23 protein-coding genes and 1 tRNA gene are annotated in these 26,460 nt (G+C 44.8%); 9 read left to right on the top strand and 15 right to left on the bottom strand.

Annotated features, from left to right (window positions below):
- The first annotated feature begins 185 nt into the window (after window positions 1-185).
- From ACOV1R_RS06385 to ACOV1R_RS06365, 5 genes are all read left to right on the top strand, one after another.
- Entirely contained in the window at window positions 186-1,715 is a 1,530-nt protein-coding gene (locus ACOV1R_RS06385; protein ID WP_003641096.1) for an HD domain-containing protein, read from the top strand.
- Complete coding sequence (locus ACOV1R_RS06380; protein WP_003641095.1) at window positions 1,716-3,872, top strand: RNA degradosome polyphosphate kinase; 2,157 nt, start codon at window positions 1,716-1,718, stop codon at window positions 3,870-3,872.
- A 2-nt stretch (window positions 3,873-3,874) separates the two neighbouring features.
- Window positions 3,875-4,828 carry an exopolyphosphatase gene (gene ppx, locus ACOV1R_RS06375; protein WP_003641094.1) on the top strand — a complete coding sequence of 318 codons (954 nt, stop codon included), beginning with the start codon at window positions 3,875-3,877 and terminating at the stop codon, window positions 4,826-4,828.
- A gap of 169 nt (window positions 4,829-4,997) precedes the next feature.
- On the top strand, window positions 4,998-6,431 hold the full coding sequence (locus tag ACOV1R_RS06370; protein ID WP_128485075.1) for an MFS transporter: 1,434 nt from the start codon (window positions 4,998-5,000) through the stop codon (window positions 6,429-6,431).
- A gap of 115 nt (window positions 6,432-6,546) precedes the next feature.
- Window positions 6,547-7,059, top strand: a complete 513-nt coding sequence (locus tag ACOV1R_RS06365) for a VanZ family protein (protein ID WP_003641092.1) — start codon at window positions 6,547-6,549, stop codon at window positions 7,057-7,059.
- Window positions 7,060-7,226: 167 nt separating this feature from the next.
- On the opposite strand, the gene ACOV1R_RS06360 is transcribed toward ACOV1R_RS06365, so the two are convergent.
- The 4 genes from ACOV1R_RS06360 to ACOV1R_RS06345 form a co-directional block, all read right to left on the bottom strand.
- Window positions 7,227-7,457, bottom strand: coding sequence for a hypothetical protein (locus ACOV1R_RS06360; RefSeq protein WP_003643998.1), 231 nt, complete (start codon window positions 7,455-7,457; stop codon window positions 7,227-7,229).
- Window positions 7,458-7,724: 267 nt separating this feature from the next.
- On the bottom strand, window positions 7,725-8,147 hold the full coding sequence (locus ACOV1R_RS06355; RefSeq protein WP_003641090.1) for a Spx/MgsR family RNA polymerase-binding regulatory protein: 423 nt from the start codon (window positions 8,145-8,147) through the stop codon (window positions 7,725-7,727).
- 224 nt (window positions 8,148-8,371) lie between these two features.
- A tRNA-Asn gene (locus tag ACOV1R_RS06350) sits at window positions 8,372-8,443 on the bottom strand.
- Window positions 8,444-8,540: 97 nt separating this feature from the next.
- Window positions 8,541-9,323: a hypothetical protein gene (locus tag ACOV1R_RS06345; RefSeq protein ID WP_003645801.1), complete on the bottom strand. Its 783-nt coding sequence runs from the start codon at window positions 9,321-9,323 to the stop codon at window positions 8,541-8,543.
- 304 nt (window positions 9,324-9,627) lie between these two features.
- Between ACOV1R_RS06345 and glpK the strand changes: the two genes are divergently transcribed.
- On the top strand, window positions 9,628-11,154 hold the full coding sequence (gene glpK / locus ACOV1R_RS06340) for a glycerol kinase GlpK (RefSeq protein WP_128485076.1): 1,527 nt from the start codon (window positions 9,628-9,630) through the stop codon (window positions 11,152-11,154).
- Between the two features lie 481 nt (window positions 11,155-11,635).
- Here the strand turns inward: glpK and ACOV1R_RS06335 are convergent, their stop codons facing one another.
- The 4 genes from ACOV1R_RS06335 to ACOV1R_RS06320 all read right to left on the bottom strand — a co-directional run bounded on the left by ACOV1R_RS06335 (window position 11,636) and on the right by ACOV1R_RS06320 (window position 14,861).
- A complete protein-coding gene (locus ACOV1R_RS06335) occupies window positions 11,636-12,835 on the bottom strand; it encodes an MFS transporter (protein WP_128485077.1) in 1,200 nt (399 codons plus the stop codon).
- 293 nt (window positions 12,836-13,128) lie between these two features.
- Window positions 13,129-13,881 (bottom strand): nitroreductase family protein, encoded by a 753-nt coding sequence (locus tag ACOV1R_RS06330; protein WP_003645805.1) that lies wholly within the window; start codon window positions 13,879-13,881, stop codon window positions 13,129-13,131.
- On the bottom strand, window positions 13,882-14,307 hold the full coding sequence (locus tag ACOV1R_RS06325) for a hypothetical protein (protein ID WP_003641081.1): 426 nt from the start codon (window positions 14,305-14,307) through the stop codon (window positions 13,882-13,884).
- A gap of 245 nt (window positions 14,308-14,552) precedes the next feature.
- The gene (locus ACOV1R_RS06320) at window positions 14,553-14,861 is read right to left on the bottom strand and encodes a hypothetical protein (RefSeq protein ID WP_011101169.1); all 309 of its coding nucleotides are present in this window, start codon (window positions 14,859-14,861) and stop codon (window positions 14,553-14,555) included.
- Window positions 14,862-15,567: 706 nt separating this feature from the next.
- On the opposite strand from ACOV1R_RS06320, the gene ACOV1R_RS06315 reads away from it, so the two are divergent.
- Both ACOV1R_RS06315 and ACOV1R_RS06310 read left to right on the top strand, forming a co-directional pair.
- Window positions 15,568-16,617, top strand: coding sequence for an aldose epimerase family protein (locus tag ACOV1R_RS06315; RefSeq protein ID WP_054518991.1), 1,050 nt, complete (start codon window positions 15,568-15,570; stop codon window positions 16,615-16,617).
- 334 nt (window positions 16,618-16,951) lie between these two features.
- Entirely contained in the window at window positions 16,952-17,539 is a 588-nt protein-coding gene (locus ACOV1R_RS06310; protein WP_003645807.1) for a TetR/AcrR family transcriptional regulator, read from the top strand.
- Between the two features lie 77 nt (window positions 17,540-17,616).
- On the opposite strand, the gene ACOV1R_RS06305 is transcribed toward ACOV1R_RS06310, so the two are convergent.
- The 6 genes from ACOV1R_RS06305 to cdaA all read right to left on the bottom strand — a co-directional run bounded on the left by ACOV1R_RS06305 (window position 17,617) and on the right by cdaA (window position 24,967).
- Window positions 17,617-18,432 carry a Cof-type HAD-IIB family hydrolase gene (locus ACOV1R_RS06305; RefSeq protein ID WP_021356942.1) on the bottom strand — a complete coding sequence of 272 codons (816 nt, stop codon included), beginning with the start codon at window positions 18,430-18,432 and terminating at the stop codon, window positions 17,617-17,619.
- Between the two features lie 130 nt (window positions 18,433-18,562).
- The gene (locus tag ACOV1R_RS06300) at window positions 18,563-19,228 is read right to left on the bottom strand and encodes an EAL domain-containing protein (protein WP_225914131.1); all 666 of its coding nucleotides are present in this window, start codon (window positions 19,226-19,228) and stop codon (window positions 18,563-18,565) included.
- 199 nt (window positions 19,229-19,427) lie between these two features.
- Window positions 19,428-21,245, bottom strand: coding sequence for a glutamine--fructose-6-phosphate transaminase (isomerizing) (gene glmS / locus ACOV1R_RS06295; RefSeq protein ID WP_003641075.1), 1,818 nt, complete (start codon window positions 21,243-21,245; stop codon window positions 19,428-19,430).
- Between the two features lie 518 nt (window positions 21,246-21,763).
- The gene (glmM, locus tag ACOV1R_RS06290) at window positions 21,764-23,119 is read right to left on the bottom strand and encodes a phosphoglucosamine mutase (protein ID WP_003643988.1); all 1,356 of its coding nucleotides are present in this window, start codon (window positions 23,117-23,119) and stop codon (window positions 21,764-21,766) included.
- 31 nt (window positions 23,120-23,150) lie between these two features.
- Window positions 23,151-24,128: a CdaR family protein gene (locus tag ACOV1R_RS06285; protein WP_003641072.1), complete on the bottom strand. Its 978-nt coding sequence runs from the start codon at window positions 24,126-24,128 to the stop codon at window positions 23,151-23,153.
- Window positions 24,125-24,967: a diadenylate cyclase CdaA gene (cdaA, locus tag ACOV1R_RS06280; protein ID WP_021356940.1), complete on the bottom strand. Its 843-nt coding sequence runs from the start codon at window positions 24,965-24,967 to the stop codon at window positions 24,125-24,127. Before cdaA ends, ACOV1R_RS06285 begins: the two co-directional genes overlap by 4 nt.
- A 184-nt stretch (window positions 24,968-25,151) precedes the next feature.
- Here cdaA and ACOV1R_RS06275 point away from each other — a divergent pair, with 184 nt between their 5' ends.
- Entirely contained in the window at window positions 25,152-25,817 is a 666-nt protein-coding gene (locus tag ACOV1R_RS06275) for a DUF1361 domain-containing protein (RefSeq protein ID WP_015825221.1), read from the top strand.
- 75 nt (window positions 25,818-25,892) lie between these two features.
- Here ACOV1R_RS06275 and ACOV1R_RS06270 read toward each other — a convergent pair whose 3' ends face one another.
- The gene (locus ACOV1R_RS06270) at window positions 25,893-26,405 is read right to left on the bottom strand and encodes a MarR family transcriptional regulator (protein ID WP_003641069.1); all 513 of its coding nucleotides are present in this window, start codon (window positions 26,403-26,405) and stop codon (window positions 25,893-25,895) included.
- Between the last annotated feature and the right edge of the window lie 55 nt (window positions 26,406-26,460).

Raw genomic sequence — 26,460 nt, 5'->3', positions numbered from 1 at the left:
AGATTCATACAAAGTTAATGATGGCCTTAATTACGCTTAACTTTCGTATAAAAACTAAAAGTAATCGCTAACTGTTTCACTACTAAAATACTAATTTAACTAACCCCAACCTGTGTTAAACTTAAATTAAATACATGACTTTAACCTTATTGGGGGTCAGGAAATCATAAAAATGGGGGATCGCCATGGCAGCAAAATTATTTGGAATTATGATGATTAACGTTCAGAGTATTGAATTGTCGATTGTCAATTTACGCACATTACGCCAAGTAGAACGAGTTCGTTCCGACGTTTCACTTGGTGAGGATATTTATGATCAGCATACGATCGATTATGATTCAGTGGAACAAGCCGCGCAGGCACTGAGTGGTTTTGTTCAGATTATGAATGATTACGGCGTTAAGGACTACCATTTATGGGGGTCGTGGTCCTTGTCATCCGCTAACAATGCCGACTATATTCAAGACCAATTACTTGTCCGGACTGGGCTCAAGATCGACTGGTTATCTAGTAGTCAGGAAACCTACCTGCGTTCAGTCGCAGTTGCGGTACACTTTCCACGATTCAAGCAAATGATCACGAAGCCGACCTACTTATTAGGAATCAACTCTGGTAGTGTCGGTATTTCGCACTACGATCAGAGTAACTTTGTCTTCTCCCGTAGCCTCCGTTTAGGACCAGTTCGAATCGCGGAAGTTCTTGAAGATTTGCAATCGAGCGTGCCTAACTATGTCGAAGTTTTGGATGATTATATTTCGAGTCAAATCGTTGACTTTGGTCGCTTCTTGCCTGGGCGAAGAGATCAGCCTAGTAACGTCGTCATGCTCGGCGTCGCGCCGTTTGCCACCCTCTTTCGCCAACAACAATCAAAAGCTGGCGTGGAGGAACTCAGCAAAGCAGATTTTCAAGCTTTATATGAGGACGTGTTGAACGCTTCTGACCAGTATTTAATGGATAAATACGAAGTTGATGAAGAAGACGTGCGCCTAATCGTGCCCGAATTACTACTTATTAACGAGTTACTACAACTCACTAATGCTGAGAAAATCTGGCTTGGCAACGTGACCGTGCTGGATGGGTTAATTATTCAAGAAGCCATTAAGTTGGGCTATAAGAAATATAACTTTAATGATCAAATCGTAACAGCAGCTAAGAACATTGCGGACAGGTACAACGTTGAACCTAAGCATCGCGACTTGGTCACCAAATTCTCACTGCACCTATTCGACCAGCTTAAACCGCTACACCACTTAGGCAAACGCGAGCGCTTACTCTTACAAGTCGCCGCCATCGTGCACGACGTTGGGAGCTACATTGACCCGCACCAACATTACTTACATTCGGACTATATCTTGCAGGCCACTGAACTCATGGGATTAACCGATACCGAAAAACGAATGGTCGCCCTGATTTCACGCTACCATAGCGCGCAAACACCATCAAAAGACATTCGCCATTTTGGACACTTACAAGTCGAACAACGCTTATTAGTCTCCAAACTATCCGCCATCTTGAGAATTGCGGACGCTTTGGATGACGGTCGCAAACAAAAAATTGATAAAATTTCCGTTTCAATTCGCAATCCACGGGTCATCATTACTTGCTTTGCTCATGATGACCTCTTCTTAGAAAATTGGGTATTCGCACAAAAAGCGGAATTCTTTAAAGAAGTCTTTGGTTTAACACCAGTGATTAAACTACGGGGGGTACGTTAAATGAATTATTATAAAGAAAGTTATTATACAAACCGTGAACTCAGCTGGCTTGATTTTAACTATCGTGTCCTTGATGAAGCACGTGATAAGGATAACCCCTTGCTAGAACGTGTCCGTTTTCTCGGGATCACACAGAGTAATCTTGACGAATTCTTCACGGTCCGGGTCGCATCATTACGTAAATTGATGTCAGTCAATTACACTAAACCGGATCCCGCGGGACTGACCGCTGCTGATCAAGTCAGTGCAATCAGTGATAAAGCCCACGAGATGGTCAAGCGTCAATACAATACATTAAACCGCTCGCTTTTGCCATTGCTGGAACAGCACGCGATTCATCTCTTGTCGATGGCTGATCTAAACGAGGAACAACACGCCTTTGTTAAGAACTACTTTGATGATGAGCTGTACCCGGCTTTAACACCGATGGCAGACGACTCTTCACGCCCATTCCCGTTCATTGGGAATAATACACTCAACATCGCCTTACGGATTTATAAAAATGGGGATAAGAAGGACCGCAAGTTTGCCACCGTTCAAGTGCCGGACGTCTTTCCTCGCGTGGTCGTTTTGCCAGGCGCACCGAACCAGTTTATTCTGATTGAGGAAATTATCAAAGCCTTTGTCGGCTCACTATTTATCAACTACACGGTCAAGGAAACGAGCTGTTACCGCGTCATGCGGGATTTGGACTTAGATGTCGCCGAAGAGGATACCTCGGACTTATTAAAGGAAGTTCAAAAACAATTAAAGATGCGTGAACGCGGTAAGGTCATGCGCTTAGAAGTCGAAAAGAGTATGAGCAAGCATCAACGCACGCGACTCGCTAAAGCCCTTGGGATTAACGAAAGTGCGTTATACGTCATCAACGGTCCCCTCAACTTGACCTTCTTATCCAAGCTGGTGAAAGCTGTGCAGGGCCACGAAGACTTGAATTATCCAAAATACCACGCCTACTATCCCGCGAAGTACCGCGAACGATCCATCTTTGATCTTATCAAGGATCACGACATTTTAATGCAATATCCGTACGATGATTTCAAACCCGTTGTGGACTTTATCCATGAAGCTGCAGAAGATGAGGACGTGTTAGCCATTAAGATGACGCTGTATCGCGTATCAGCTGATTCACCGATTATCAAGTATCTCGGGCAGGCTGCCCAAAACGGCAAACAAGTAACCGTTCTCGTTGAAGTTAAGGCCCGTTTTGATGAAGAAAATAACGTTCACTGGGCGAAAAAGCTTGAAGAAATGGGTTGTCACGTGATCTACGGTCTGATCGGGCTTAAGACACACTGTAAGCTTGCCCTCGTTGTTCGGCGAGAAAACGAAGGTATCAAGCGCTACATGCACATGGGAACTGGGAATTATAACGATGTCACCGCCCATTTCTACACGGACATGGGGCTCTTCACCGCTGATACAGACATGGGAATCGATGCTTCCAACATCTTTAACATGTTATCTGGCTATTCTGAACCACCGTATTTCCACAAATTGCACATCTCACCAGATGGCATCCGCGACTTTATCAACGAAAAGCTAGACGATGAGATTGCCATTGCCAAAGCTGGTCAGCCCGCAGTTGTCAAAATGAAGATGAACTCGTTATCCGATCCGCAGATTATTAGCAAACTCTACGAAGCTTCTCACGCCGGTGTTAAGATCCAACTGATCATTCGGGGAATTTGTTGTTTACGAACAGGCATCAAGGGCATCTCGGATAACATCGAGGTCCACTCGATCATTGGTCGCCTTCTGGAGCACAGTCGTATATACTACTTTAGCAACGACGGTGAACCACAAATTTACTTATCCAGTGCGGATATGATGACCCGTAACCTAAATCGCCGGGTCGAATTATTGTTCCCACTGCTCCAACCTGAAATCAGTCACCGTGCGATGACAATTTTTGAAACGATGTGGGCTGACACGGTCAAAACGCGCATTTTGCAACCAGATAATACGTACGCCCGTGTGGATGGGCGCGGCTTAGAGGTTTTGGACTCCCAGGCCGAATTCATTCGCGAAGCCGAGCAAGCAGTCAAGGCTGATCACGGCGATACTACGCCCACTAGCAACGCGCACCAGTTCATTCCGATGATGAGTCCCAAGAATGAGCCGGATGCTTCAGATCTTGATAGAGAGGATGATTAGCGATGGAAAACTTTGCGGTCATTGACTTAGGTTCCAATTCATGTCGAATGACAATTACACAGATTCAAGAAGACGGTAGTTATGCGGTCACTCACCGACTCAAGGAAATGGTGCGTTTATCCGAGAATGAAAACGCCACGGATACGCCGACCCTTCAAGCCGAGGCCATTGACCGCACGATTGCAGCGCTAAAGTCGTTTGCTGCCGTCTACAAAGACTTACCTAACTTAACTATCAAGGCCGTGGCGACCGCCGCAACGCGAAAGGCCAGCAACCAAAAGAAATTTCTCAAACGCGTTAAAAATGATGTTGGCCTAGATATCGAAGTGATTCCTGGAACAACCGAGGCCTATTACGATTACTTAGGGGTAGTCAATACGCTTCCAACGACTAACTGCGTCATGGTCGATACTGGTGGCGGTAGCTGCGAACTCGTCCTTATCGTAAACGGCCAGGCCAAGGACCTAATCAGTCTGCCAATCGGCGCGGTCAGTTTATCCGAAAAGTTCGGCCTCAACGACCAAGTTACCGCTAGTCAATTATTTAAAACGATGACTTTCGTTGATAAAATTTTTAATAGCGTCTGGTGGTTGCGAAACGGTCTCAACTTACCACTCGTCTGTTTGGGTGGTAGCAACCGAACGTTAGCCAAAATTAACCGGCGCAAATGCAATATCCTCAACTTTGAAGATATTCACGGTTATCGGCTACGTGACAACGCCATCTATGACACATTCAATACTGTCATTAGCCAGGATGCAGCTGGTCGCGCGGCTATTCCTGGATTAGCAAAGGACCGGGCTGATATTATTGTTGGTGGGATGATTCCTGCCATTAGTCTGATGCGCTTTTTAGATTCTGACCGGATGATTTTCTCTCAAAATGGACTGCGTGAAGGCATCCTATTCGAGCACCTGACTGCTTTAGCTGAACAAAGCGCTAAAGTCAGCGAATAAAAAAATCGGACTGACATTTTTATCAGTAGTATGCTAGGATTAAATCATTAATAAATTCATCAAGGTCGTCTTTGATGCTTGTATATCTTTACAACGGAATCTCCGTTGGTCAAGAAAAGCGTCGTTTCACATACGAAACGAGCTGGCCTTGATCAATGGAGGTTTTATTTTGTCTACAACAACACCTGTCATCCCAACCCAAACGAAGGTTGCAATTTTTGGCACCGCCAGTCTGGCTTTTTGCGGTATTTTAGTTGAAACATCAATGAACGTTACCTTTCCGACCTTGATGCACCAATTCCACACCACTCTAGCAACGGTTCAATGGGTCACCACTGCCTATTTACTCGCCGTAGCCGCTACCATGGTTATTACGGCGTTTATTCAACAACGCTTCCGTTGGCGGACAATTATTAACGTTGGCGGGGCTGGTTTCGTTCTTGGCGGTTTATTATGTACAGTCGCGCCACAGCTCTGGTTACTACTATTCGGTCGAATCATTCAAGCCATCGGAACTGGATTGGCATTACCATTAGTATTTGCGCAAATCATGACCCAGGTCCCTTTCACTGCTCAGGGTCGTTTTACGGGGACCGCTGGAATGTTGATCGCATTGGCCCCTTCACTCGGACCAACATATGGCGGCTTAGTGACACAACTATTATCCTGGCGCTTAATTTTCGGCATTACCCTACCGTTTGGTCTGATTGCTTGGCTGATAACGGCCAAAACTATTCGCCAAACGCAGGCACCACGGTCACGTCCGTTCCCCTTATGCCAATTCGGGCTAGTCGTCGCGACACTCATCCTGCTGATTTTTAGCGTCAATAACCTTAGTACACATGGCTTAAGCTTAGTATTCGTCTGGTTACCACTGTTATTAGCGGTACTCGCCGTACTGACTTTTACCCGTTCGGCAACCCGAACCACGCACCCACTAATCAACCTGGCCGTCTTCCAACAGGGTAACTTTACCCGGGCGCTTCCCATTTACTTCTTCATTCAATTCATTCAGATTGGACTGACCTTTCTGCTCCCTAATTTTGCACAACTCGCTTTGGGTAAAAATGCGTTAGTGTCGGGCTTAATGCTATTAGCAGGAAGCTTATGTTCAGCAATACTATCACCTTTGGCTGGTAAATTGATGGACCGTCGCGGCATTCGGCGACCATTCCAAATTGGTAGTGGCTTTTTACTGTTGGCAACACTAAGTCTCGCAGGGTTAGCCCAGCATCTCTCGGTCGGCTTGATCATTGGCTTATTTGTTGGCTTTCAAATTGGGTTCAGTTGCTTATTTAACAATGCCCTGACGTATGGTTTACAACAATTGCCGCCCCAACTAATGGACGATGGCAACGCGCTTTTCAACACCCTACAACAGTATTCTGGTTCGCTCGGTACCGCCATTATGGCCGTCTTGATTACATTGGGCACCCGCATGGCACCGAGTGCTTCGAGTACGATGCAAACCACCCTCGGCACCCAGATCGCACTCTGGTTCAGTCTAATTATCATTATGATTGTAGCTGCTTTAGCGCTGACTACGAAACCAATTGCGAATATGGCTGACGACCAACATCAATCACGGTCATCTAACCACTGATTTACTTGGGATTTGGTTAAGCCGTTAAAGGCTTCATTAAGCTTCACGTCTTCTTTACTTCTGACCACTGAGTTTACGGTAAGATACAGTTAATCCAAACCGAGGAGTGGTGTGCATGCGTTGGGAACCGTTCAGAATTATTTTAATAGTTGCAACACTAAGTTGTTTGGTGATTCTTGTCCACGTTCGCCAGCCACAAGCCCGGACGCGGCAGCTACTCGGCTTAGGTTACTTATTTGGCCTTAGTGTGATTTTGTTTACCCCGCTGTCATTCGACGGAACTGCCATCTACGTGATGCCAGCTGGTGTCGGCCAAGTGAACCTATCACGGTTGTATCTTCACGGGCTGGGCTTTATCGAAAATATCATTCTGACGATTCCCTTAGGCTGGGGAATTAAACGCCACTTTCATCACTACCCACTATTGGGCCTCGGATTAACGGGCTTGTTAGTGGGTGCCAGCATTGAAAGTCTGCAATATTTCATGTCACAACATTGGCTGATCAATCGCAGTAGCGATATCAACGACGTCATTGCCAACGCAACGGGTATCCTGATTGGCGGACTCGTGGCAGCTACCTTCCAATTTGTGGCCCAGCACCGCAAGACAAGCGTCACGGATTACTGATCACAACTGTATCCTGAAGCTTGCACCCCCTTGCTGGCTGCTTAATGCTCGACTGCGCCGTAAATCACGGCATGGCGCTCAACTTAAATTCACAAACGCAGTGACAAAAAGACGGTTGTTAGACCAATAATAGTCTAACAACCGTCTTTTGTGGCGTCTTCTCAATTTTAATGGTTAGTTGTGGACTTGTCCTCATGCGCGGCACGTTGCGCTTGCTGATCTTGATGCCAGCTAGTTGGACTCCATAATTGGCCTTCCATTGAACCCCGTAGACTCTCAATCTCAGCCTGTTGGTCATCGATGACCTTAATGATACTCTCCACAACAACTTGATTATCAGCCGTCTTCAAAGCGGCGAGTGCCTGGATCGCCCAGGCAGCCTGGTCTTGTTCACTCATTATGTTAAAATCTCCGTTTCCTTTAAGCCTTTTTACATTGTACACAAACCAACTGATTATACCAAGGAATCTGCTTACTCAGCAAAGGTAACGGGCGGTAATCGGCAAGTAAAATAACGCCCTACAACGCGATACGCTGTTAAGAAGACACGCAACCTAACGCGCCCTGGTGGCTGGCTGATATTGTTCTTTCGACAAAAAAACGCCCCATCAAGAATATCAACACAATTCTTGATGGGCCGCTTTCGTCTCAAACGCTAAATCCGATTAACCAACTGCTTGTTGATCATCGTCATAAAGTTTTTGTTGAATTTCACGTAATTCAGACTTACGTACCGAACGTGGCAAAAATGCCCGAATGTCCTCTTCGTTATAACCGATTTGTAACCGCCGACCATCATAAATGATTGGCCGCTTGAGTAATTGTGGTTTTTCAACTAATAGGTCCAATAACTGATTGAAGCCTAAGTCCGACAAATCAATGTGTAATGCTTTGAAAGCCTTAGAACGCGTTGAAACGATGTCCTCGAAGCCATTTTCAGTGAGCCGGAGGATTTGTTTCAATTCATCGCGATCCAGAGGATTAGCAATAATGTCGCGTTCATTAAATGGAATGTTATTCTCAACTAACCATGCTCGTGCACTACGACTAGACTTGCTGGACGTTGAATAATATAAGTTTACTGTCACGATGAATTCCTCCTAAGTTTCAGCAAGTGACTTTACACCACTTACTTTAATATAGTAAGTATACGGTTTTAGTCAAGAATAGTCAAGGTTTGTCAGAACTTTTTTAGTTAATTATTTCTAAAGTTCTGCCAGCCAATTACCCATCAAATGCCAGCGCTATTCTGTACTTGTGCCGACAAAAGCGGTACCTCACGAGATACCGCTACTTAACTAAACATGACCAACTGCCCGGGCTGGGATCGAACCAGCGACCTCTTGATTAACAGTCAATTATTCTACCGCTGAACTACCGGGCAATGATTATGTCTGTATTTATACACGCTTTTATGATAAAAAACAAGTCCTTTTTAAAAAAAGTCACACTAAATTCACATAATTAATATGATATCCGCCTCAAACAACGTACAAACCTAACCACGATACCACGGAAAAGTCCTGTTTTGAAAAGCGTTGTGCCAGTGTATTAGTGATTTCTAATTCACTCAATGTTGTTTTTAACTCATAGTAGTAATCCCCACGCTGATTATGCAGTGCCAGTTGCCAGTTGCCTAAATCATCCCAGCAAGTCGTATCGGGAGCGGCCTGTTGATGCTTAAACAACACGTGAAAAGTCGGCTTCCACGTCTCGTGATCGTCTCCTGTGATACGGATCAAGCGACACACTTCCCGGTGACAACGAATCGCTGTCCGAACACCAACGATAATACCTGCCACCATCACCCCAGCACCAAGTGCCAACCCAAGTAATAACAACCGGGTTAATAGTGGCGTTGCTTGCAATTGCGAGCTAATCACAATCGTCGCACTCATCATGAGCCAGACTACCAACACCCAGCCATTGAGCCAGTTCAAGGCGACATCGCGAGCATGTCGATACACTGCTAAGCGGTATTGTTGATCATTGTTGACCACTCGTTGTTTAGGGGCCACAGTTGAATAAACCACCGTCATATCATCATGAAACGTATAACTAGTAAGTGGTTGGAAGACCGTCGTCATAGCTTGTAACGTCGTCTGTGGCATGTATTCGGCAATCAACTGACGTGCTTGTGAGACTTCTTTAAACTGATAACTCAGACCGTGAATCGCCGTCAATTGATAGCCCCGCGCCGCCTGCCGATTGAGCCAAGCAACCTCGGCAGCAGAGCCTTTAAGAAAAAAGCGTCGTTTTTGCATACTAGGAATCCTCCATTTCACACCGATTTGAGTCCCCATTATATGCCGATTGGTCTACATTTCAAATATTCATTAATCTTAGTTCAACACCGTTACTAACCGTTGTACAAAAGTAATATTATCAAAACAAGCATGGTAACCCTTTCTTCATTCCAGCGGATTGGTATGGGTGTGATGATTAATTCTAGATACTTCGTGGGACGCCAGTTTATATATTAAGTTTTTGATATTTATTCACAAATCCACTCATCCATGCTAGCATCAAAGATGATGTTATTGATTACAATCTTCGGAGGAACAAGTTATGTCAGCCAAATATATCATGGCCATTGACGAGGGGACCACGAGTACCCGCACCATTATTTTTAATCACGCCGGTCAAAAAGTTGCCGACGCCCAAAAGGAGTTTCCACAATACTTTCCGCAACCGGGGTGGGTCGAACACGACGCTACTGAAATCTGGAACGCGGTTTCCTCAACGATCGCTAACGTCTTAATTGACGCTAATATTAAACCTAATCAAATCGAAGCCATCGGGATCACCAATCAACGTGAGACTACCGTTGTCTGGGACAAGCAAACCGGTCTACCCATTTATAACGCCATTGTTTGGCAGTCCCGGCAAACTGCACCGTTAGCTGAGCAACTCATCGCTGATGGTATGGGCGATCTGATTCACCGGCACACCGGCCTAGTGACCGACGCCTACTTCTCAGCAACGAAAATTCGCTGGATCTTAGACCACGTTGATGGTGCCCAAAAGCGCGCGGAACGCGGCGAACTTCTTTTCGGGACTATTGATACTTGGCTCGTCTGGAAATTGACTGGTGGCGAGACCCACGTCACCGACTACACCAACGCCAGTCGCACCATGTTATTCAACATTCACGACTTACAATGGGACCAAACGATTCTGAACCTACTGAACATTCCTGCTGCGATGCTCCCAGAAGTACGGTCCAACTCTGAGATCTATGGCACGACTAAGGACTACTTGCTTTATGGTAGCCAAATTCCAATCAGCGGGATGGCCGGCGACCAACAAGCCGCACTATTTGGTCAGATGGCCTTTGAACCTGGCATGGTCAAAAATACTTATGGAACCGGTGCCTTTACCGTCATGAATCTGGGCGAGCAACCGCAATTATCCGACCACAACCTTTTAACGACCATCGCTTACGGGCTTGATGGCAACATCAATTACGCGCTTGAAGGCTCCATCTTCGTAGCGGGTTCGGCCCTGCAATGGTTACGCGATGGCATGCAACTGCTCGAATCAGCACCAGAATCCGAAAGTCTTGCCCAACAGTCCCATAATCACAACGAAGTTTACGTAGTTCCCGCCTTCACCGGATTGGGCGCACCTTACTGGGATTCCGAGACCCGTGGAGCCGTCTTTGGCTTAACCCGCGGGACCACCCGGGCTGATTTTGTTAAAGCCACGCTACAGTCACTGGCCTACCAGTCCCGCGACGTCATTGATACGATGAAAAACGATGCCAACATCACCATGCCCACACTCATGGTCGACGGCGGGGCAGCCCGCAACAACTGGCTGATGCAATTTCAAGCCGACATCTCAAATGTCAAGATCATCCGGGCCGCTGACCTCGAAACGACCGCACTCGGTGCTGCATTCTTAGCCGGCCTAGCCGTGGGATACTGGCAAGATTTGGACGAACTCAAATCAATCCACCAAACCGGCAATGTCTTCCAACCCCGAATGGCCGCGCCCCAACGTGCGAACCTTTACCAAGGCTGGCAAGCCGCCGTCAAAGCAGCCCAACTATTCAAGCACACCCCAATCGACGCCCAATCAAGTACCAACTAAACTAAATTTCTAGTCAAAAACGCCGCGACTGAAGTCAGTCACGACGTTTTTAGTTCAGCACTATTTTCCTTGAATCCATCACTGCCATTCGAGCGGCTTCCCGAAACGTGTTCGGTGCCACTAAAGCCTGTGCTTGCCACGCCAACGGACTAATGCCAAAACCGCATTAATCCGTTGGCTAGGCAATGCTCGGCTTCAACTCGTGGCCCCGCACACTCTTGAGACTGGAGGGGCTGGGTGACAATGCTCAGTAGCCAAATTATTCTTAGTCGGAAGTGATTTCCTTCCGGCTTAGAATAAGATTCGTATTTGAGATGACGCGGGTTGGGCGTTAGCTCAAATCGATGTCGGCTTACGTTCCAGCAATTGTCACCCAGCCCCGGAGGTCGGAATAGGACGATCATTGCTGACGAACAGAAATCCACCTAATCGGCACGTTTTAATCATGATTGATGACAGATTAATGAATATCGCGTGGGGTTTATGATAATTGTAGTTCGTCTACTTTTTTGAAGGCGTGACTGGCTAGAAATAGCAGGAATATGCCGGCATAAAAGAGGGCAAATAGTAATAAAAATAGCCGTAAATCAAAGCGGTCAGCTAGGAAAGAAAACGCTAGCGAACCCAGCGGTAAGGTCACGGAAACCAGCGTATAAAAGCAGGTCATTACCTTCCCGAGTTGGTCTGAACCGACCGTCGCTTGAATCATCGGTGTCTCAAATACTTGCGTCAGTCCTTGAAAGACAAAGCTCAGTAAGTAAATGATGGCAAACAGCCAGAACTGGTTGTACGACACTACTGTCAAGATCATGAATAACGCGCGCCCAAAGTTGCCGATGAGGTAAGACTGCCGAACGGTCAACTTTTTTAACTGTCGGTAGACTACCGTCATCCCTAATAATATTCCAACGGCTGACATCGACTCCAAAATACCGTAGTAGATCGAGCCACCGAAATGCCGCCCAAATAAAACGACGTACGTATTCAAACCGCCAAAGAAGAAATTCATGACGACGCTCGCAAACGTCAATAAACGCAGCAGCGGATCAGTGCTGATAATTTTGAAACCAACCAAAATCTGGTTGAGATACAAGGACTTTTCCCGCGTGTGTTGCTGACGGGGTTCAGCGAGTTTGATCCGCCTAAAAGTGGCAACGGTAACGACAAACGTGGCTGCATCCATGATTAAAACACCGAGCACTGAGCAGAGGCTGATCAAAAATCCAGACAGCGCGTTGAACACGTAATCCGTTTCCTTGTAGGCAATTGACATGTCCGCTTGTGCTTGAACTAGCTGGTCTGGCTCAACGAGCAGCGGTACTAATGTATCTTGAATCGGATAAGCTAGTGATCCAAAAAGGGCCGCGACGAATACCAGCCCGACATAGATACCTGGCAACTTAATATGTAACGCAACTAATCCAATTAGCATGACCACGATCACTAACTGTGAAAATTCAACCGCGACTAATAATCGGCGTTTAGAATGTCGGTCGATACTGTCACCAAACAGAAACAACAACACGCCCGGTAAAACAATAGCCACATTCATGATGCCGATCCACAACGCACTGTTGGTCAATTGGAGAATGAACCAGTTCATGGCAATCATGTAGATGCTGTCACCAGCGTTACCCACTGCTCGCCCTAAGACAAGTTTTCTGAAGTTGGCATTGATCACATTATCCGCCCCTTTCAAGCCTTGCAACAATGTTACTATCACACATCAGAATAAGGATCGACTCAGCTTTCACTCGAATCTGCAACGCAGCCCGGGCCTGCTTAGTAAACATCGTCTCAGAATTAATTATATTATAATTAGTAAAAATAACAATATTTAATCTTATTTTAATGTTAAGATTCGTCCTCCCAGGTACCAAAAAATCTCCTCTGTCAGCTAATAGCGACATGGGAGCGTTACATTAACGGTTATTTTTCGTTCAGCCATTCTAATTATTAGTGTTATGGTAACGATTATTGGTCTAATTCCGGCAAAAAGCCCTGCTGCCTAGCGATTGTCAAAAACTCTCGCCGTTTGGCCGCTGAGTGGGTCGCTTCCTGCGTCATGTGCGCTAAGTGTTCCGTACGGGCGTGACTACTCCGATGTTGATAATACTGATTCAAAACGCCATCAAACCGGTCTAACTCCGCCTGATAACTCGCAGGCTCAGCATAGGTATCTTGAAACAACACAGCGGGCAACCCTAATCGAGGTTTCTTTTCAGGAACATCCGCTGGGTGCCCTAACTGCAACCCAAAGACGGGTAACGTCAAGTCCGGCAAGTGCAGTGCGTCAATCACCGCCTGCGTGTCGTTGTTAATTGATCCAAGTACAACGCTACCAAGACCCATGCTTTCAGCGACCATCACCATCGCCGCTGTAATCAGCGTGGCATCTTCAATACTACCAGCAAAGCGGTCAAATTCACTCAGTGCCCGGCGCGTCGTTGCACCCGGTGCTAGCTTGACGTTGCGATGTTGGTCCGCAACCACAACTAATAAACGGCCGTTTTCACCAACCGTTGGCATCGTCGTAATCGTGGCCAATTGTTGCCGTAGTGCAGGCTGAGTGATCTCAATCAAACTGTATGCCTGTAAATATTGGCTAGTCGGCATTTGTTGTGCCGTTGTGATGATTTGCGCGAATTGCGCATCACTAATTGGTTCAGTGGTAAATTGTCGCCGCGTTCGATGGTCCTGTAAGGTTTCAATCACACTCTTTGTCACTTAAAATCGCTCCTGTTCTTGTTGTAATTCCCGTGACCAGTCCGTTAATTGTGGCAACACGTCCAGGTTCAAGTTAAACACAATTCGTTGACACACTTGATCAAGCTGTACGCTCCGAAATAAGGGATAACGGGTCCTGCCCTGATCCTGGTGTATGATAACACTTAACGTAACCAGCTCATCTAACGCCGTTTCTAACAGTGTCATCGCACGCTGCGGAAAATATTCTCGCTGTAGTGCCGGCGCGTCCAATGAGCAGCCTGCCAACGCTTCAACATCTCGCCGAGTCAATAACAAACTTTCCGGATGTTCGCCAATTAATCGACTTAAAATCTGAACAGTCAATTGGGTCTCAAACGCGTTACGAAAACGAAAACGGGTCTGGAAATGACTTTGAATAAATTGTAGCAATGCCCCATTCTTCATTTAATAACGAGCCTCCTTAAACATGCTTATTGATAATAACACTGATACTAGCGTTTGTAAGTTATTTTCCCCCACCACGCACCCGCAATTAAATCACCACAATCAGTCAATTACATGATCCAAACAAAAAAGCTGAGCTTAGAGAATTGACATTCTGAAAGTTCAACTTTTGAGCCAACGCCTACTAAAAAACAACCGCCGTTTGATAAACTCACACTCCTGCGCTAGACTTTGGCTAACAGCTTTTAGCCAATATGATTTTCTTTCAAAATCAGATCGACCTCAGCTTGCATGTCAGGTGTTTTTGTCCATTCTTCCCAATGATCCATCGTTTCATCGGGAATCGTAAATGTTTCATTAATATATTGCTCATACTTGGCAACATGCGTGGAATGCGGAATGTTTAGTTGTAATATCCGCACTTGCTTAATAAAACCACGTTCAGCTGCTAACTCAGCGCGGCCATTCATCAACATGTTTCCGATCTCCATGTATGAGGTCCCATCATTACGTGTTATTTCTTGAATTAAGTCTAATACTTCATGGTTTTTCAACTGCAATCCCTCACTTCACATTTTAGTATAAGCGGGGTTGGCAGTCGTGTCAAAACTGACCAGTAATTGCCAGGTGATCAGGCTTGGTATGCCTAATCACCTGTACTTGATGAACACTAAACTAACTCAGTCAGCCCCAAAATGCTACCATCAGCCGAGCACTCCTTTTTCTGAGTAAACATCAATCTTCAAAAATTACAAGAGAGCCTTATCTTCATCTAGTCCGCCATAAATTCGCTAATTTCACTCAAAAAAACCACTATCCAAGCAGATAGTGGTCGGCATAAGAGAGAAAGAGAATTGATTAGAAGGTAATTAAATACCTTACAAACTAAGAATAAGCGATATTGTAAGCGTTGTCAACAGTTAGCCAAAATAAATAGATAAATTATTTCTATTTACTCATTAATCTTTTTCTAACACCCTCAGCCAGCCATGTTCGCCACTAAATTGCCGTCTTTACTTGCACAAAGTTAATTAATTCACCTTATTTAATAGATTGGTACCATTCACAATTACCAAGATTTAAAATAAACTTCTCAACCTAGATAATTTTAATTATTATCAACAATCAATTATAATTATTTACACCGGTTATTTAAATCGACCTCACTACCAACTAAACCTACCATTCTCGCATTGACACTTGCTGGGTTATTATTCGCATTCCCTTTAAGAATGAAATATACTAAAAGTAGGCGGTAACATGTCAGGCAGCTATGGGAGTGAGGGCATTATGAAAATAATCGAGCATCAGGGGAACGGGATTAATTATTATACATTAGTGAACAATCATCATATGAGCGTCACTATTATGGACTGGGGTGCCACAGTCACCGCGATCAAAACCCATGATAAAGATGGTAATTTTGCAAATATTGTCTTGGGATTTGACGACGGCGCCGACTACATCACCTATCAATCTTTTTTCGGTGCAACCATCGCTCGGGTTGCGGGGATCATCAAAAATGCCCGGTGGCGGCAGTATGACTTAACTCAAAATGCGGGCGAAAATCATCTAAACGGTGGTAATATGCCTCAAATTTCATTTGAACCATGGTTTTTAGAACGTAAACTGCACACTAGTGATCAAGTTGGACTCGTCATGCAATATATTACCTTGGACGGTGAGAACGGCTATCCCGGGACAATGACGATCACGGCTAATTTCGTATTAGATAACGACGGTAAATTTACTATTAGCTACACTGGTAAAAGTGATAAAACAACCTTATTCAACCCCAGCAACCATCCCCACTTCAATCTAAGTGGGGATGCGGAACGCCTCATTGACCACCATGTTCTTAAAATCAATGCAGACGAGTACGCCGCGTTAAACAAACACGGTATTCCAACTGGTAAGTTGCCATGGGTCACCGACACCCCATTTGATTTTCGTGACCCAGTCGAGGTTGGGCCCCAGGTTGCTAACATCAAGGGCGGGCTCCATCACGGCTTCGTCTTAAACGACACCCCATATCCACAAGTAGAATTACTAGATCGCATCAGTGGACGCAAAGTCACGATGCGAACGAACGCTCCGGCAGTCGTGGTTTCCAGTGCAACTAATTACCGTGATGATCGTTATCGACTCAATGGCGGTAAACCGATGCGTTCTCAACTTGGTCTTTCCCTGCAAGCACAAAAATTACCGGATGCTATTCACCACAAGGAATTTGGCAGTATCATTATCGAACCTAATATTCCTGTAACCTACCAAACGGCCTATCGTTTTTCTAATATTTACGATGTCTAACTACTCAAGAATGATTCAAATCGACCTCCCAGAATGCAAACTACTGGGAGCTTTTTTGACTCACTAATAATGCGTTACACCATACCATTGACTGAACGAAAATCTCCTAACCCATTTTAGTCGACGGACATGGCCTCATTACCATTTACCTACTAGGCGCATATGCTATTATGCACGTTGCGCGAGTTAATCTGTCATGACTCAGGACGAGTTAACTATCAAAATAAGTGCTATTATGATAATAATACCCACATGTGGCTTAACGACTAGTACATTTAGCGGCGGTTTAATAATGACCACCCCATCAAATGTAATTAATAAGGAGGATCAGATTATGCCAGCTACTGACTTACGTGTTCAGCGCACCCAGACTGCGCTGAAAGAGGCTTTTCGGACGCTTGCTTTAAAGTATCCGCGCTATCGTGATATTACTGTTAAGGAGCTCACAAGTGTCGCTAATATCAACCGCAAAACTTTCTATTTACATTTCGATTCCATTGACGATTTAGCGGAAACGTTCGTTCAAGAAGGTGCTGATAAGATTCTAGCACTCATTGACCCGCAAGATTTCAAGAAAAACATTAGCCAACCCGGCTTAATCTTTGATCGCTTAGTGACCTATTTTCGCCAATCTGAAGCTTTTCACCGAGTCATTTTGTTGAATGATGATTACAGTTTTTTGTCTCGGAAAATCCACGCTGCCGTGGTAGCAGGGCTTACAACGACGATTCAAACAAACTATCATTTATCTGCAATCGATGCTAAGGTCTGTTCAAGCTTTTTGATCCACAACAATTTAACCTTTTTCCGGCTCTATTTTAATGGTGATTTAGGACTATCTTTGGCTGAACTAAAGCAGCGTTTAGTTTCGCTCAACACTTATGGCATTCATCAATTCTTCTACCCTAATCAATCACTTTAATAGGACCCAAAAAGCTGAGCTATCGAATAACGATGTTCATTCGATAGCTCAGCTTTTTACTGACTAGTTATAGGCTTTTAATTATTTAACAACTCTTGTTCAATGGTTGCTAATACCCCATCATGTTCATTATCCAGGGCCGTCACGTGTTTTGCTGCGGCTTGAATGTCCGCCGGTGCGTTGCACATCGCATAACTGTGCGCTGCATATCGCAATAATGGGACATCATTCGCCCCATCACCGAAGGCCATCACATTAGCTGCAGTTAACCCAAGTTTAGTCGCCAAGAATTGAATTGCTGGTAATTTTCCGACCCGCTGATCAACCAAATCTACGACGCCATACCCACTATCATGCGCACGTAACTCGCCATCAAAATAATCATTAGCTCGTGCCACCAGATCAGCAGCCTGGTCCGGTGTCGTTGAGATACTGATTTTTTTAACGGTATCATCAACAGTGGCCAGATCCGCAACCAAGTGTAAATGATCATAAAACTGACGGGCCATCGCTACTAACTTATCAGGTGCTCCTAACTCAGTATACGACCCATGGCTACCAACTAAGATTACGTATGCGTCTTTGAATAGTGGCTGGTAACGATCAACAGTCACAAACTTTCGTTGCTGGTCTGCTGAAAGACTACCATCAAAGATCAAGCGGTCCTGGGCATAAATCGACGCCCCATTTTCAGCAACAACGATAAGATTATCCGCCATAACATCTTTAAATAACTGTCTAAGATGGGCATATTGGTTACCGGACGAAAGTACTAGGGAAACATTTATCGCCCGTAACTGCGCCAATACCCGTTTAAACCGTTCTTTGTCAAAACGCTGATCTTGATGCAATAATGTTCCATTCAAGTCAGTTGCAATTAAATTGATTGCCACAAGTAGCCACCCCATCTTTTATCATTTACTAACAAAATCGGCCTCGTCTCGTCATGTGATTCAGCCGATTAAACATCAACATGGCACTCAGTTACATTGCTACGAATACTATTGTAGCATACCATTATTGTCATGCCATAAATGTCGCGGGTAGTTGCGGTTTGGCAAAATAATATCCTTGCCCTCGCGTAATGCCTAGATGATTAGCCAGTTGAACATCAGCCGCTGATTCAATGCCTTCAAAGGTAAATAGCATTTGCTGTTCCTCCGCCTTATCAAACCAAAATTTGAGCGTCGAAACAATTGCATCCGTAGTTGGGGTCCCCAGCGGTCGCATATTTTGTAACGCGAATTTAACCGTATTCACATATGGCAACATCATTTTGATCTGTTGGAATAGGTTATCAGAACCAACATCATCAAAAGCAAGTAATATACCAGCTGCCCGGTACCCAACACTTAATTGCTGTAACTCACTTAGCTCAGGTGTCGCAACTAGCTCAACAGTTAGTTCTCGTGGTAACAAATGCGTCTGCACATAGTGACTAATTGCAGCTTGAAAGTCAGGATTAGCAAACTGACGCGCCGTTAAATTGATGGAAACATGATGGTTATTTAATTCCTGAATAGCGCAATCCAGCAATTGAATCAATTCTGTTGGCGCTATTTCAAAGGTCGCTGGTATTCGCCAAGTTTGTTGCCTCTCATCCCACTGTCGTAATAATAACTCATACAAGATTGTTCGGTTGATTCCAAGGTTATTAATTGGCTGTGCAAAATATTTATATTTCAGCATGACCATTCATCCCCAATAGTCTAATTATTTAGTTGTGTTATCGCAACCGCTTACTTTATCATACCAAAAGATCGTCAACTTTCACAATAGCCTTATGAATATTAGTAGTTAAAAATTATGCAAAAGCTTTGTGGGCAATCAAAAAACGCCACCGTAATCGAACGGTGACGTTTCTTGGTGCCCACACACTTACTTTAAATTATTCAACGGTCACACTCTTGGCAAGGTTCCGTGGTTTGTCCACATCTAAGCCCTTGTTTAAGCTCGTGTAGTAGGCCAATAACTGACCAGGAACAACACTAAGCAAAGCCGTTAATCGTTCATCAACCGTTGGCAAGATAACCGTGTCACCATCTTTAGCTAAACTATCGGTGACGATAGTAACTGTCTTAGCTCCCCGTGCAGCAACTTCTTGTAAGTTGGAGCGGGTCAACCCAGCGGTATTCTTTTGCGTAATAATCCCAATCACTGGGGTATCCTTTTCAATCAAAGCAATCGTACCGTGCTTTAATTCACCAGATGCGAAACCTTCAGCTTGAACGTAAGAGATTTCCTTGAGTTTCAAGGCCGTTTCTAATGAGACGGCGTAATCCAGTCCCCGACCAATATAAAAGGCGTTTGGCGTATTCAATAAGGCACTCTTAGCAATCTTTTCAAAAGTAGCCTTTTCATCAACTAAGCTTTGCATCCCATTAGCGACTAACGCCAACTGCTGTTTCACGTCGAAAGCTGTTGCAGCTGGTTGGTCAACGGCCACACCTAACGCTTTAGCCAAGATGGCTTGTAAGGCAATCTGTGCGGTATAGGCTTTGGTTGAAGCAACCGCAATTTCTGGGCCGGCATGCAATAACAACGTGTACGTTGCTTCGCGTGATAACGTTGAGTTTGGCACGTTCGTGATGGTCAAGCTTGGGAAATGTTGATCGTTCACATTCAATAACACTTCACGACTATCAGCAGTTTCACCAGACTGGGTCAAGAAGATGAAGAATGGATGTGCTGATAATAATGGTTGGTTGTATGCAAATTCTGACGAAACGTGCACTTCAGTTGGCACGTTAGCCAACGATTCAAATAACTTTGCACCAACCAGACCAGCATGATAACTAGTCCCAGCAGCCACAATGTATAGTCGATCGGCTGCTTTAAGAGCTGTTAACAAGTCATCATTGATGATTGGATCACCCGCATCATTAAGATAAACTTGGGATAGCTTCCGCATCACATTCGGTTGTTCATCGATTTCTTTTAACATGTAGAATGGATAAGTTCCCTTGTCAGCTTGAGCTGCGTCAATGTCGACATGGAATGGCTTCCGTTCAACTGGTTCACCGGCCTGGTTCGTGATTTTAATTTCATCAGGTTTAACGACCACGATTTCGCCATCATGTAATTCCAAGAAATCTTTCGTTTGGTCTAACATCGCTAAACTATCTGAGCAGACCACGTTGAAGCCTTCGCCGACCCCAATTAATAATGGACTCTTATTCTTTGCGACGTATAAGGTGTCAGGATCTTCCTTATCCATCAGTAAGAACCCATATGAAGAATGGCCGAGTAGCCCTAACGTCTTACGGAAAGCGGCCAACGTACTCAAGCCTTCCTTGGTGACAAACCGATCGACTAATTGAACAATGACTTCTGTATCTGTTTGAGACTTAAAAGTCACGTCACTTAAATAAGTCTGTTTTAAGTCTTCAAAGTTTTCGATCACGCCATTGTGAACTAAGTAGAAGCGGCCATCCGCAGAAACTTGAGGATGCGCATTGGCAACACTCGGTTCACCGTGAGTCGCCCAGCGAGTATGCCCAATCCCGGTCGAACCATGAACAGCTTCGCCTACTTCTTTACGTAAGTCATCGATCCGACCCTTTTCCTTAACTAAATAGTCATGACCATCTTGATCATTGACATAGATACCAGCTGAATCATAGCCCCGGTATTCCAACTTTTCCAATCCGTTCAATAAGATTGATACTGCACTATCTTTACCCGTTACACCAACAATTCCACACATAAATTAATCTTCCTTTACTGTTTGAATTGTTTCTAGCTGCGTGGTCAATATATCTGTCACCAACCTCACAGTCGGTTTTTGTAATTGACCTGTAGAGTGCAGTCCCTGACGTCACCCGTCGATTATCGATAAACGTCATCCTCGTCAACTTTAGATTCTAAAGTCCTGGCGCTATTCCGCTTTAACCAATTAACAATTGGTCTAGTCTAGCCTCCAATTGGTATATTTCCTAGAAACAAGTTAACTTTACCGTTACATCTAATAAAAGTCAACAATATATTATATTGGTATACGTGTTAGTTAGCGTGTATACCAATCTCAAACGCTTATAAATCAAGGGCATCACGAATTTTCGAATTTTTTGTAACTTTTTTGCGGTCAAATTGGTTTGGGAGGCACTGGGTCCCCTGACAGTCGCCAGTTAACCGCATTTAGCAATAACCGTTCGTTTCATGGCAACAAAAAAAGTCGCGACTCTAGGAGTAACGACTTTTTTGATGATCGGTCTGATCACTTAATTATTCAACGCCAACTTCAGCTTTGACCACATCGACGATCCGATCTACATAAGCGCTAACCAGTTCGTCGGTCTTCGCTTCTGCCATGACCCGCAATAAATCTTGGGTTCCAGAAGGCCGTACCAAGACGCGACCATCACCGGCCATTTCATCTTCAACGTCCTTGATAACTGCCTTGATCTTATCATTGTTCAAAGCGGCTTTCTTGTCTTGAACCTTAACATTCACTAACTTTTGTGGGTAAGTCGTCACTTCGGCGGCTAATTCAGAAAGCTTCTTACCCGTTTCCTTCATGACGTGCAATAACTGAATTCCAGTCAACATGCCATCACCCGTCGTATTAAAGTCTAAGAAGACCACGTGACCAGATTGTTCACCACCAAGGTTATAGCCGTCCTTCAACATCTCTTCGACAACGTAGCGGTCACCAACTTGGGTCTGCTTGCTGTGCAAACCAGCTGCTTCTAAGGCCTTGTATAAGCCCAGGTTACTCATGACCGTTGTGACGACCGTATCCTGCTTCAACTTGCCTCGTTCACTGAGGAATTTTCCACAGATGTACATAATCTTGTCACCGTCAATAATGTTTCCAAGTTCATCGACTGCGATACAACGGTCACCGTCTCCATCAAAGGCTAAACCAACTTGAGCGCCTTTTTCAACGACGAATTTAGATAATGCTTCGGGATGCGTTGAGCCGACCCCTTTGTTGATGTTCAAGCCATCTGGTGCCGTAGCCATCGTATCAAATTCCACGTTCAAATCCGCAAAAATCCGGGAAACTAAGTTACTGGTAGAACCATTGGCACCATCGACAGCCAAATGAATGCCACTTAAGTCATCTGGAATCGTTTGTTCCAAGAATTGTGAATATTTAAGATTACCCTCTGGAAAATCAGCAACTGTCCCCAGACCTTCTGCTGCTGGCCGTGGTAAAGTGTCTTTCGGTTGATCCAGTAATTCTTCGATTTCTTCTTCCTTGGCATCAGACAACTTGAAGCCGTCGCCACCGAAGAACTTGATCCCGTTATCTTCAACTGGATTGTGAGAAGCCGAGATCATGACACCCGCGTCAGCATCTTGGATCCGTACTAAGTAGGCCACTCCTGGCGTCGTAATTACACCGAGACGTAAAACTTCAATTCCGGCTGAAAGCAAGCCGGCAATCAAGGCTTCTTCCAGCATTTGGCCCGAAATCCGGGTATCGCGTGCAACTAAAACGCGTGGTTGCGTACTCTTGTTTTCCGCATGTTCCGTCAATACGTAGCCACCAGCACGACCTAAACGAAAAGCCATTTCAGGTGTTAAGCCTGAATTTGCAATTCCCCGAACACCATCAGTACCAAAATATTTCATTATAATTTACCTCATTTCAAAAGTGTCATGATTAATCATTTTTAACTGTAATTTTTACTTTGACCGACGTTGGGCTAACTGACGAGATCCCATCCTCATCGCTAGTCGAAACATCGACCGTCTTAGTCGTGGTTGAATCAACATTCGTCACATCAACATTGACTGGCAAAGACTTCAACTTCGCCAATGCCGCCTTCGTGCCAGTAACCGTCACTGACTTCGTGTCAGATGAGAATGAATAACTGGTGTCCGCCGCGGTCTTGCCACTGGCTTTCAAATCGATTGGCACATCTTTCGTCGTTGTCGCCTGCGTAATGGGAATATACACCGACGTGGTCGAAGGCGTCAAGACAACGTTCAAATTTTGACCGTTGGCATCTAATGCTTCAATGATAGCCTGCTGGTTCACGGATTTCTCTAAATTCTTGTTGGTATTAACGACCGCAACGACTTTCGCGACTTTGCTAACTTCGCTGACGGCGCCCGTAACTTTGACAGATGATGTTCCGAGCCGTGCCGATCCAACTTCATAACCATCTGCTACGTTGGCTTTATTGAAGTCTGCGCTGACCTTATAAGTAGCCGTTCGTCGTGGCTGAATATTAACATGAATGTACTTTTGACTAAGTCCATAACTCAATTCTTTATTCAAGCCATCGACTTCGACTTTGACACTGTGCCGCCCAACTGCCAACTTAGATAAATTAGCATAAACTTTAAAATTCTGCGTGTTAGCCGTAGTTGTGACTAAAGCAGACGGCCCTTCGATCGTAACTTTAATATTTTCGGGATAGCCCGTTACAAAATATTTCGTACTATTCACGTTCAGTTCTAAGGGCGCGCTAATGGTCACTTTACGGTTAGATGTCAATGTCGTTTTCGATGAACTATTCGTCAAAATACTGGCGTTATGCGTTGTCTTTAACGAATTAACGTAGGCGAAGAGCACCAACGCACACAGCAGTGCTAGTAGCCGCATTGACCAATTGCTATTCATAAATTTTTTCATTTTCGGGGACCTCCTCCGAAAACTCGTCCAAACCAATTTTGAAGCGCGTTTTGCTTGGTTGAATCCTCAGGCGTTAGTAAGACTTGGCGGAAATACCGTAAGTAATTTTCACGCGTCATCCCCCGCATCAGCTCATTGTCCTTAGTAATCGACACTTCACCGGTTTCTTCCGAAATGACGATGGTGAGGGCATCCGTTACCTCACTGATTCCGACCGCGGCACGGTGCCGAGTTCCTAACTCTTTAGGAATCAGATTGCTTTCAGATAATGGCAAGTACGCCGCCGCAACCTTGATTTGATTATCTTGAATAATAACGGCACCGTCATGTAACGGCGTATTTGGAATAAAGATATTAATTAATAATTCGCCGGTGATATCAGCATCTAATGCGATCCCAGTCTCGATATAATCCTCAAGACCCGTGTCCATCTTAATCGACACTAAAGCGCCAATCCGCCGTTTAGCCATATATTGGATGGCCTTATCCAGTTCGGCAATCATCCGCTCTTCATCTTCATTCTGACGCTTACCACGCGCAAACATGGAGCCACGCCCTAAATGCTCCAATCCTCGCCGAATTTCGGGCTGGAATATAATAACCATTGCAATGACTGCCCAGTTAATAATTTGATCCATAATCCACGATACCGTGTCCAGACCAATCAAAACACTCACAGCTTTAATAATCGCAATGACAACGATCCCGCGAAACAGTTGTACGGCTTTAGTGCCCCTTAGCAACACAATCAGCTCATAAATGACAAACCATACCGCAAGAATGTCAAGGAGTCGGACAAAGTTTTGTAAGGTCAACAAACCGCTCCAATTGAAAGTCATTAGTCTCCTCCTCATGAAAATCATTTACTTTCACATTATAGCACGGCAACCCGGTTCTCGCGGTGCGATTTCAGCAGAGCCTGCGCTTTTTAGCTAGATTTTGAATAAATATTAAGCTTGATGTTATTTAATATTGCTTGATTAATATTTCTGTTAGAATTAGTACCAGAAGGGAAGTGACTAAATGACTAAGTTACAGCGGTGGTTTGTGCGACTCGCATTCTGGGGATTTTTCATCTTCGCAGCAGTCGACTTGCACGGCGCGTTCCATTTTCTATTACTTAATTCAATTTTGGCTTATGTCCCGATCGAGCTGAGTTTTTGGCTGACACCCCGACGTAGCCCGCTATTATTTTGGCTGATTGCGGTCATTTGGTTGCTTTTCTATCCGAATGCACCGTACTTAATGACTGATTTATTCCACCTCAGCCTATTGAAGCCGTATGGCATCAACGGCCTCTTGCGCTTCGACTTACCGATGTGGCGGGATTTCGCTTACTTGGTTGGGCCAATGATGGTGTCTACAATCATTGGTACCTGGGGCGTTGACCGAATTGCCCAGCAACTGACCCAACGTTTACACTTCCAGCGACTCCCTGCTAGTCGTGGTATCATCTGTGCCGCACTCTTCCTATTTGCTAGTGTCGGTGTCTACGTTGGCCGATTCCTCCGACTGCACTCCATCTACTTACTAATTACGCCACAGTACATTGTGAAACAATTAGTTGAAATGTGGTCGCTAAAGATGCTCGCTTTTGTCTTGATGATGTGGTTACTTCAACTCCTCATCTACGCGGCTTGGCGATTCACGATGCCAACAGTTCCTCATCAAACACCGGATAAGTCCTAGCGTAATCAAAAACACCGTTTGAACTGATTTGATAATCGGTTCAAACGGTGTTTCTTATTATTAACTAAATATTAGCTAATTCTTCGTCTTAGGATCACTATATTCGGTATGCCGCCCCCGCTTATCATGCAACCCACTGAAGCCACTGAAACCCAGTTCGGTAGCCTTTTGTTCCGCATCGTTGATATAACGCAACGTATCGCTTGCCCGTTTTTCACCATAGACTTGGACCCATTGATGAAAACGTTCCTCGGAAGCCGTGGTGATTTCCTGTTCCACTTTATGACCAGCAGGTGTTAACGATAAGTACTTGATTCGGCGATCATGCGTATTCGTGGTCTGTTCAATGTACTTCAAATCTAATAACACGTTGATTTGACGTGCAATCGCACTCCGTGAAACCCGCTGCTCTTTCGCAATCTTGACCAACGTCAGCGGCTCCTCACTTGTTGCAATCATCCGCATAACCGTGTAGGCCTCAAACGTTATCTTATACGGCCGGGTCGGCACTGAAACGAAGTCCCCGACATATTTTAAAATATGCATATAAGTGTCCACGAAGCGTTCATGAATTTCTGATTCTGTCATAATGATGTTTCCCCCTGTAAGGCTGCCCTTATTCGTCCGCTTAAGTAATGATTAA

This window comes from Lactiplantibacillus sp. YT640, assembly GCF_049745435.1.
Classification (GTDB): Bacteria; Bacillota; Bacilli; order Lactobacillales; family Lactobacillaceae; genus Lactiplantibacillus; species Lactiplantibacillus plantarum.
Note: the sequence above shows the minus strand (reverse complement) of the source record. Positions and strands in the feature narration are given on the sequence as shown.

Coding starts and splice junctions, on each gene's coding strand:
- ACOV1R_RS06285 (WP_003641072.1), bottom strand. CDS start 24,128: ATGAAAAAATTTATGAATAGCAATTGGTCAATGCGGCTACTAGCACTG.
- ACOV1R_RS06385 (WP_003641096.1), top strand. CDS start 186: ATGGCAGCAAAATTATTTGGAATTATGATGATTAACGTTCAGAGTATT.
- ACOV1R_RS06275 (WP_015825221.1), top strand. CDS start 25,152: ATGACTAAGTTACAGCGGTGGTTTGTGCGACTCGCATTCTGGGGATTT.
- cdaA (WP_021356940.1), bottom strand. CDS start 24,967: ATGACTTTCAATTGGAGCGGTTTGTTGACCTTACAAAACTTTGTCCGA.
- glmS (WP_003641075.1), bottom strand. CDS start 21,245: ATGTGTGGAATTGTTGGTGTAACGGGTAAAGATAGTGCAGTATCAATC.
- glpK (WP_128485076.1), top strand. CDS start 9,628: ATGTCAGCCAAATATATCATGGCCATTGACGAGGGGACCACGAGTACC.
- ACOV1R_RS06365 (WP_003641092.1), top strand. CDS start 6,547: ATGCGTTGGGAACCGTTCAGAATTATTTTAATAGTTGCAACACTAAGT.
- ACOV1R_RS06345 (WP_003645801.1), bottom strand. CDS start 9,323: ATGCAAAAACGACGCTTTTTTCTTAAAGGCTCTGCTGCCGAGGTTGCT.
- ppx (WP_003641094.1), top strand. CDS start 3,875: ATGGAAAACTTTGCGGTCATTGACTTAGGTTCCAATTCATGTCGAATG.
- ACOV1R_RS06270 (WP_003641069.1), bottom strand. CDS start 26,405: ATGACAGAATCAGAAATTCATGAACGCTTCGTGGACACTTATATGCAT.
- ACOV1R_RS06325 (WP_003641081.1), bottom strand. CDS start 14,307: ATGAAGAATGGGGCATTGCTACAATTTATTCAAAGTCATTTCCAGACC.
- ACOV1R_RS06310 (WP_003645807.1), top strand. CDS start 16,952: ATGCCAGCTACTGACTTACGTGTTCAGCGCACCCAGACTGCGCTGAAA.
- glmM (WP_003643988.1), bottom strand. CDS start 23,119: ATGAAATATTTTGGTACTGATGGTGTTCGGGGAATTGCAAATTCAGGC.
- ACOV1R_RS06300 (WP_225914131.1), bottom strand. CDS start 19,228: ATGCTGAAATATAAATATTTTGCACAGCCAATTAATAACCTTGGAATC.
- ACOV1R_RS06360 (WP_003643998.1), bottom strand. CDS start 7,457: ATGAGTGAACAAGACCAGGCTGCCTGGGCGATCCAGGCACTCGCCGCT.
- ACOV1R_RS06315 (WP_054518991.1), top strand. CDS start 15,568: ATGTCAGGCAGCTATGGGAGTGAGGGCATTATGAAAATAATCGAGCAT.
- ACOV1R_RS06380 (WP_003641095.1), top strand. CDS start 1,716: ATGAATTATTATAAAGAAAGTTATTATACAAACCGTGAACTCAGCTGG.